Origin of the sequence: Bradyrhizobium sp. (genome assembly GCF_049691595.1) — a bacterium.
Classification (GTDB): domain Bacteria; phylum Pseudomonadota; class Alphaproteobacteria; order Rhizobiales; family Xanthobacteraceae; genus Bradyrhizobium.
On sequence record NZ_JBAVNZ010000356.1, the window covers coordinates 1 to 6,356 of the forward strand.

A 6,356-nucleotide genomic window follows, 5' to 3' on the forward strand; every position below is an offset into this window, starting at 1 on the left:
GGGTGCGGCTCGAACGGCCGCGATTTCAGTTCGGGATGGAATTGCACGCCGATGAACCAGGGATGATCCTCGTATTCGACGATCTCGGGCAGCACGCCATCGGGCGACAGGCCTGAGAACCGCAGGCCGTGCTGTTCGAGCCGGTCCTTGTAGGCGGTGTTGACCTCGTAGCGATGACGGTGGCGCTCGGAAATCTCGAGCGCGCCGCCATAGACGCCGGACACCCGGCTGCCGCGCTTGAGCATCGCCGGATAGGCGCCAAGCCGCATGGTGCCGCCGAGATCGCCGGCCTGTGACCGCTTCTCCAGTTCATTGCCGCGCAGCCATTCCGTCATCAGGCCGACCAGCGGCTCCGGCGTCGGGCCGAACTCGGTGGAGTTCGCCGCCTCGATGCCGACCAGATTGCGCGCGGCTTCGATCACCGCCATCTGCATGCCGAAGCAGATGCCGAAATACGGCACGTCGCGCACGCGGGCGAATTGGGCCGCGCGGATTTTTCCTTCCGCGCCGCGTTGGCCGAAGCCGCCCGGCACCAGAATCCCGTTGACGTGTTCGAGGAACGGCGCCGGGTCCTCGTTTTCGAACACCTCGCTCTCGATCCAGTCGAGGTTGACCCTGACCTTGTTGGCGATGCCGCCATGCGACAGCGCCTCGATCAGCGATTTATAGGCGTCCTTCATGCCGGTATATTTGCCGACGATGGCAATCGTCACCGCGCCTTCGGGGTTGCGCACCCGCTCGTTGATGACATTCCAGCTCTGCAGCGCCGGCGGGATTTTCGGCATGATGCCGAACGCCGCCAGCACCTCGTCGTCGAGGCCGGCGGCGTGATAGGCCTCCGGCACCGCATAGATGTTGTCGACGTCGCGGGCCTCGATCACGGCGCTTTCGCGCACGTTGCAGAACAGGCCGAGCTTGCGCCGCTCTTCCTTCGGGATCTCGCGGTCGGTGCGGCACAACAGGATATCCGGCTGGATGCCGATCGAGCGCAGTTCCTTCACCGAATGCTGCGTCGGCTTTGTCTTCAGTTCGCCGGCGCTCGGGATGAACGGCAACAGCGTCAGATGGATGTAGACGGCGTGTTCGCGCGGCAGATCGTTCTTGAGCTGGCGGATCGCCTCGAAGAACGGCAGGCCCTCGATGTCGCCGACGGTGCCGCCAATCTCGACCAGGACGAAATCGTAATCGTCATTGCCGCTGAGGACGAATTCCTTGATCGCGTTGGTGACGTGCGGGACCACCTGGATGGTGGCGCCGAGGTAGTCGCCGCGGCGTTCCCTGGTGATGATGTCCTGGTAGATGCGGCCGGTCGTGATGTTGTCCGCCTTGGTGGCGGGCCGGCCCGTAAAACGCTCGTAATGGCCGAGATCGAGATCGGTTTCGGCGCCGTCGTCGGTCACGAACACCTCGCCGTGCTGATACGGCGACATCGTCCCGGGATCGAGGTTGAGATAGGGGTCGAGTTTGCGGAGCCTGACTTTGTACCCGCGGGCCTGTAGCAGGGCGCCGAGTGCCGCCGAAGCCAGACCCTTTCCGAGCGAGGAAACCACGCCGCCGGTGATGAAGATGTACCGCGCCATGGGACTTAACCTTTAAGGCCACCGGGCCGATTCGCCAAAACCAATCGCTCGCCGCCGCGAACAATTCGTCGGGCTGTGGGTGACGTGGAATTTAGAGTAGTATCAACGTGTTGATGTGGATTTCTGATGTGGAGCGCCAGCCGCGGTCGTGCATGGCCACCCTGCTTTATTGCGACCGCGGCGCCTGCGGGCCCGACGGCGCCGGCTGGCCCTGCGGCTCGTCCGCCTTCTTCAGCGAATCCAGGATGCCGCCGCTGGTCGGCGGCGTGATCGGCGCAGCACCCCCGGCCGGCTGGGATTGCGACGCCGGCTGGCTGTCCAGGATCGAGCTTGGCTTGCGGTCGTAGCTCGCGAGCCAGGACAACAACAGGCTGGTCACAAAAAACCCTACCGCCAGCACCGCCGTGGTGCGGGTCAGGAGATTGGCGGTGCCGCGGCTCGACATGAAACCGGCGCCTCCACCCATGCCAAGGCCGCCGCCTTCGGATTTCTGCAGCAGCACCGAGCCGATCAACACGGCGACGATCATGAGGTGGATGACGATAACGACGGTTTGCATCTTTGCCTTCCCATCACAAGCCGAGAGCGCCGGATTGCGGCTGCACGCGGGGCCTGCGGGTTTTCCTGAAGTTGCGCGGTGTTACACGATCGGACCGGGCATTGTCACCCCCGATACCGCTCGCCCTAATTAGGGACACCCCGCCGCGATCGCAAGGAAATCGGCCGCTTTCAGGCTGGCGCCGCCGACCAGCGCACCGTTGACATTGGCAACCGCCATCAATTCCCGGGCATTGGATGGTTTTACCGATCCGCCATAGAGAATACGGATCGCACCCCCCTCCGCCTTGAACCGCCCGGTGAGAAAACCCCGGATAAACCGATGAACTTGCTCCACATCTTGCGCCGTCGGGGTCAGGCCTGTACCGATCGCCCAGACCGGCTCATAGGCGATCACCAGATTGGCCGCGGTGGCCGCCTCGGGCAACGATCCCCGGAGCTGGCCGCCGCAGATGTCAAGCGTCTGCCCGGCATCGCGCTGCTCGCGGGTCTCACCGATGCAGACGATGGCGGTCAAACCCGCCCGCCAGGCGGCTTCCGCCTTCTGCCGGACCAGTGCGTCGCTCTCGGCATGGTCGGCGCGCCGCTCGGAATGGCCGACAATGATGGCGCTGGCCCCGGCATCGGCCAGCATTTCGGCGGCGAGATCGCCGGTATGGGCGCCGGAGGCGCCTGGGTGGCAATCCTGGGCGCCGACCTCAAGCTTTGAGCCGCGGGCCTTGTCGGCGAAGGCCGCGAGCAGCGTCGCCGGCGGACAGACCAGCAGATCGGCCTTCGCGGCCAGCGCCGCGGTGCCCGCGAGCATGGCGTCGAACTCGGCCATCGCAGATTTCAGGCCGTTCATTTTCCAGTTGCCGGCGATCAGCGGCCGGATGGCATCGGTCATATCGGGATTCCCCGTCAATCAACACAAACATGCGCTAGCAGAGGCCGACCGGCTGTTCCAGATGCCGGTTCGGCGATCCCACATGCCGTTAGCCGCTTCAATTGGCCCGCCTCGCTGAGGTTGCGACCGGGCGGCGGCCACTTTATGATGGCTTATCAACTTGGCGACGCCCTGCTGCGGAATTCGGATCGAATTTTCTTTTGGGCGCGACCCGGTTCCCCTCCTGCAAAACAAGTTGGACCCATGCTTCGAGGAATGCGGAAAGCCTCATCAAACTGGCTCGGCAAGACCATCATGGCCGCGGTGATGGGCGTTTTGATCGTCAGTTTCGGAATCTGGGGCATCGCCGACATTTTCAAGGGATTCGGACAGTCGAGCCTTGCCAAGATCGGCCGGACCGAGATCACGACCGAGCAGTTCCGCCAGATCTACACGGACAGGCTGCAGCAGCTCGGCCGCCAGTTCGGCCGCCCCCTGACCATGGATCAGGCCCGCGCGTTCGGGCTGGACCGGCAGGTGCTGCAGCAAACCGTTGCCGAGGCCGCGCTCGACGAGCAAGCCCGCCGCATCGGGCTCGGTCAATCCGAGGCCGAGACCATGCGCACGATCTACAACGACCCGAACTTCAAGGGGCTGAACGGCCAGTTCGACCCGGCGCGATTCCAGTCGGTGATCCGGCAGTTCGGATACAGCGAACAGCGCTATCGCGCCGAACAGCGGCGGGTGGCGCTGCGGCGTCAGATCACCGGCACGATCTCGGCCGGCCTCGAGCCGCCGAAGGCGCTGATCGATGCACTGACCCGTTTCCAGAACGAGCAGCGTTCGATCGAGTACGTCAAGCTCGACGCCGCCCAGGCCGGCACCATCGATCCGCCGTCGCCGGAAACGCTCGCGGCCTATTTCGACGACCACAAGACCCAGTTCCGCGCCCCCGAATATCGCAAGCTTTCCTTTGTCCTCATCACGCCGGACGAAATCGGCAGATCGACCGACATCTCCGACGAGGACGCGAAGAAGATATTCGAGCAGCGCCGCGACAGGCTGGGAACACCCGAGAAGCGCGAGGTTTCGCAGATGGTGTTTGCGAACTCCGAGGAGGCGCTGTCGGCGCGCGGGCGTATCGCCGCGGGCATGTCGTTCGACGATCTGGCGAAGGAGCGCAATCTCAAACTGTCCGACGTCGATCTCGGCATGATCGCAAAATCCGCGATCATCGATCCCGCCATCGCGGAGGCGGCCTTCTCCCTGCCCTCCGGCGAGGTGAGCCAGCCGGTATCGGGCCGCTTCGGGGTGGCACTGGTCAAGATCGGCAAGATCGAGCCCGGCGTGACACCGACCTATGAAAGTCTCGCAGCGCAGGTGAAGAAGGAAGTCGCGACCGAGCGCGCCCGCGCCAGGGTCGCCGAACTGCAGAACAAGATGGAAGACGAGCGCGGCGGCGGCGCCAACGTCGTCGAGGCCGCGCAGAAGCTCGGGCTCACCGCGGTCACCATCGATGCCGTCGACCGCTCCGGCCGCCTTCCCGCCGGTCAGCCGGTGACCACCATTCCCCGCGGGCTCGACGTGGTCTCACAGGCCTTCAGCAGCGATGTCGGCGTCGACAACGACCCGATCCAGTTCAACGGCGGCTACGTCTGGTACGACGTGCTCGGCATCACGCCGTCGCGCGAGCGCAGTCTCGATGAGGTCAAGGACCAGGTCGAGGCGAAATGGCGCGAGGACCAGATCGCGAGCAGGCTGCGCGTCAAGGCGACCGAAATGGTCGGGAAGATCGAGCATGGCGGCAAGCTCGCCGACGAGGCCGCCGCAATGGGGTCGAAGGTCGAAGCCGCCGCCGGCTTCCGCCGCGACGTCTCCCTGCCCGGCGTACCGGCGGCCGCGACCGCCGCGGCGTTTCGCACCGCCAAGGACGGTGTCGGACAAACCTCCGGCGCCGGCGGCAGCGAATGGATCGTGTTCCGTGTCACCGACGTCACCGTGCCGTCGGCCGATATGGCCGCGGGCGAGGTGAAGAAAATGAAAGAGACGTTGCAGCGCGGGCTGACCGATGAACAGGTCGCGCAATACGTGACGAAAATCGAGTCCGAGATCGGCACCTCGGTCAATCAAGCCGCCTTCGCACAGGTGACGGGCGCAAACAATTGAGCGCGATCCGCGACGGATCATGCGTCGAGGAACCGACCCACTCCTGAAAGCACGCGATGGACGACCTCAAATCTATCATCGGAAAAGTCGCCACCGGCGCCTCCTTGACGCGTGACGAGGCGGCCGCCGCCTTCGACAGCATGATGTCGGGCGAGGCTACGCCCTCGCAGATGGGCGGGCTGTTGATGGCACTGCGGGTGCGCGGCGAAACCGTCGACGAGATCACCGGCGCGGTGTCGGCGATGCGCGGCAAGATGCTTCGGGTCACGGCGCCCGCCGATGCCGTGGACGTGGTCGGCACCGGCGGCGACGGCTCCGGTTCGGTCAACGTCTCGACCTGCGCCGCCTTCATCGTCGCGGGTGCCGGCGTCCCCGTCGCCAAACACGGCAACCGCGCGCTGTCGTCGCGCTCAGGCGCCGCCGACGTATTGGCCTCGCTCGGGGTCAGGATCGATCTCACGCCCCTTGAGGTCGGCCGCTGCGTCCAGGAGGCCGGCATCGGCTTCATGTTCGCGCCCGCGCATCATCCCGCGATGAAGAATGTGGGTCCGACCCGGGTCGAGCTTGCAACCCGCACCATCTTCAATCTGCTCGGACCGTTATCCAACCCGGCCGGCGTGAAGCGACAGATGGTCGGCGTATTCTCGCGGCAATGGGTGCAGCCACTGGCGCAGGTTTTGAAGAATCTCGGCTCCGAATCGGTCTGGGTGGTGCACGGCTCCGACGGGCTCGATGAAATCACCCTCACCGGCCCGACCTTTGTCGCAAGCCTCGAGAACGGCAACATCCGCACGTTCGAGGTGACGCCCGAACAGGCCGGACTGCCGCGCGTCGGCGGCGAAGCGCTGAAGGGCGGCGATGCCGATGCCAACGCGGTCGCGCTGCAAGGCGTGCTCGACGGCAAGCCGGGCGCCTATCGCGACGTGGCGCTGCTGAACGCCGCGGCGGCGCTGATCGTCGCCGGCCGTGCCAAGGATCTGAAGGAAGGCGTCGCGCTCGGCACCCGATCGCTCGACAGCGGCGCGGCGGCGGCCCGGTTGAAGCATCTGATCGCGGTTTCCAACGGCTGACCGCGGGAACACACACATGTCGGATATCCTGAACAGGATCGAGGCCTACAAGCGCGAGGAGATCGCCGCCGCCAAGCGTGCGCATCCGCTGGCAAGCGTCGAAGCGCTCGCCAGGAC

At 65.3% G+C, this 6,356-nt stretch carries 5 protein-coding genes and 1 pseudogene; 3 read left to right on the forward strand and 3 right to left on the reverse strand.

The features are described 5' to 3' along the window. The 3 genes from WCE35_RS15625 to tpiA form a co-directional block, all read right to left on the reverse strand. A partial coding sequence (locus WCE35_RS15625) for a CTP synthase (protein WP_424594244.1) occupies positions 1-1,580 on the reverse strand: 1,580 nt, incomplete at its 3' end. 166 nt (positions 1,581-1,746) lie between these two features. Then, a complete protein-coding gene (gene secG / locus WCE35_RS15630) occupies positions 1,747-2,139 on the reverse strand; it encodes a preprotein translocase subunit SecG (RefSeq protein ID WP_424594245.1) in 393 nt (130 codons plus the stop codon). A 129-nt stretch (positions 2,140-2,268) separates the two neighbouring features. Continuing rightward, entirely contained in the window at positions 2,269-3,024 is a 756-nt protein-coding gene (gene tpiA, locus WCE35_RS15635; protein WP_424594246.1) for a triose-phosphate isomerase, read from the reverse strand. A gap of 243 nt (positions 3,025-3,267) precedes the next feature. On the opposite strand from tpiA, the gene WCE35_RS15640 reads away from it, so the two are divergent. The 3 genes and pseudogenes from WCE35_RS15640 to WCE35_RS15650 form a co-directional block, all read left to right on the forward strand. Further along, the gene (locus tag WCE35_RS15640; protein WP_424594247.1) at positions 3,268-5,169 is read left to right on the forward strand and encodes a SurA N-terminal domain-containing protein; all 1,902 of its coding nucleotides are present in this window, start codon (positions 3,268-3,270) and stop codon (positions 5,167-5,169) included. A gap of 56 nt (positions 5,170-5,225) precedes the next feature. Next, positions 5,226-6,239, forward strand: a complete 1,014-nt coding sequence (trpD, locus tag WCE35_RS15645) for an anthranilate phosphoribosyltransferase (RefSeq protein ID WP_424594248.1) — start codon at positions 5,226-5,228, stop codon at positions 6,237-6,239. 16 nt (positions 6,240-6,255) lie between these two features. Continuing rightward, positions 6,256-6,356, forward strand: a pseudogene (locus tag WCE35_RS15650) (indole-3-glycerol phosphate synthase TrpC); the annotation flags it as partial.

What these genes read in the sequence shown, in the direction of transcription:
- tpiA (WP_424594246.1), bottom strand. Translation starts at nt 3,024, where the DNA reads ATGACCGATGCCATCCGGCCGCTGATCGCCGGCAACTGGAAAATGAAC.
- secG (WP_424594245.1), bottom strand. Translation starts at nt 2,139, where the DNA reads ATGCAAACCGTCGTTATCGTCATCCACCTCATGATCGTCGCCGTGTTG.
- trpD (WP_424594248.1), top strand. Translation starts at nt 5,226, where the DNA reads ATGGACGACCTCAAATCTATCATCGGAAAAGTCGCCACCGGCGCCTCC.
- WCE35_RS15640 (WP_424594247.1), top strand. Translation starts at nt 3,268, where the DNA reads ATGCTTCGAGGAATGCGGAAAGCCTCATCAAACTGGCTCGGCAAGACC.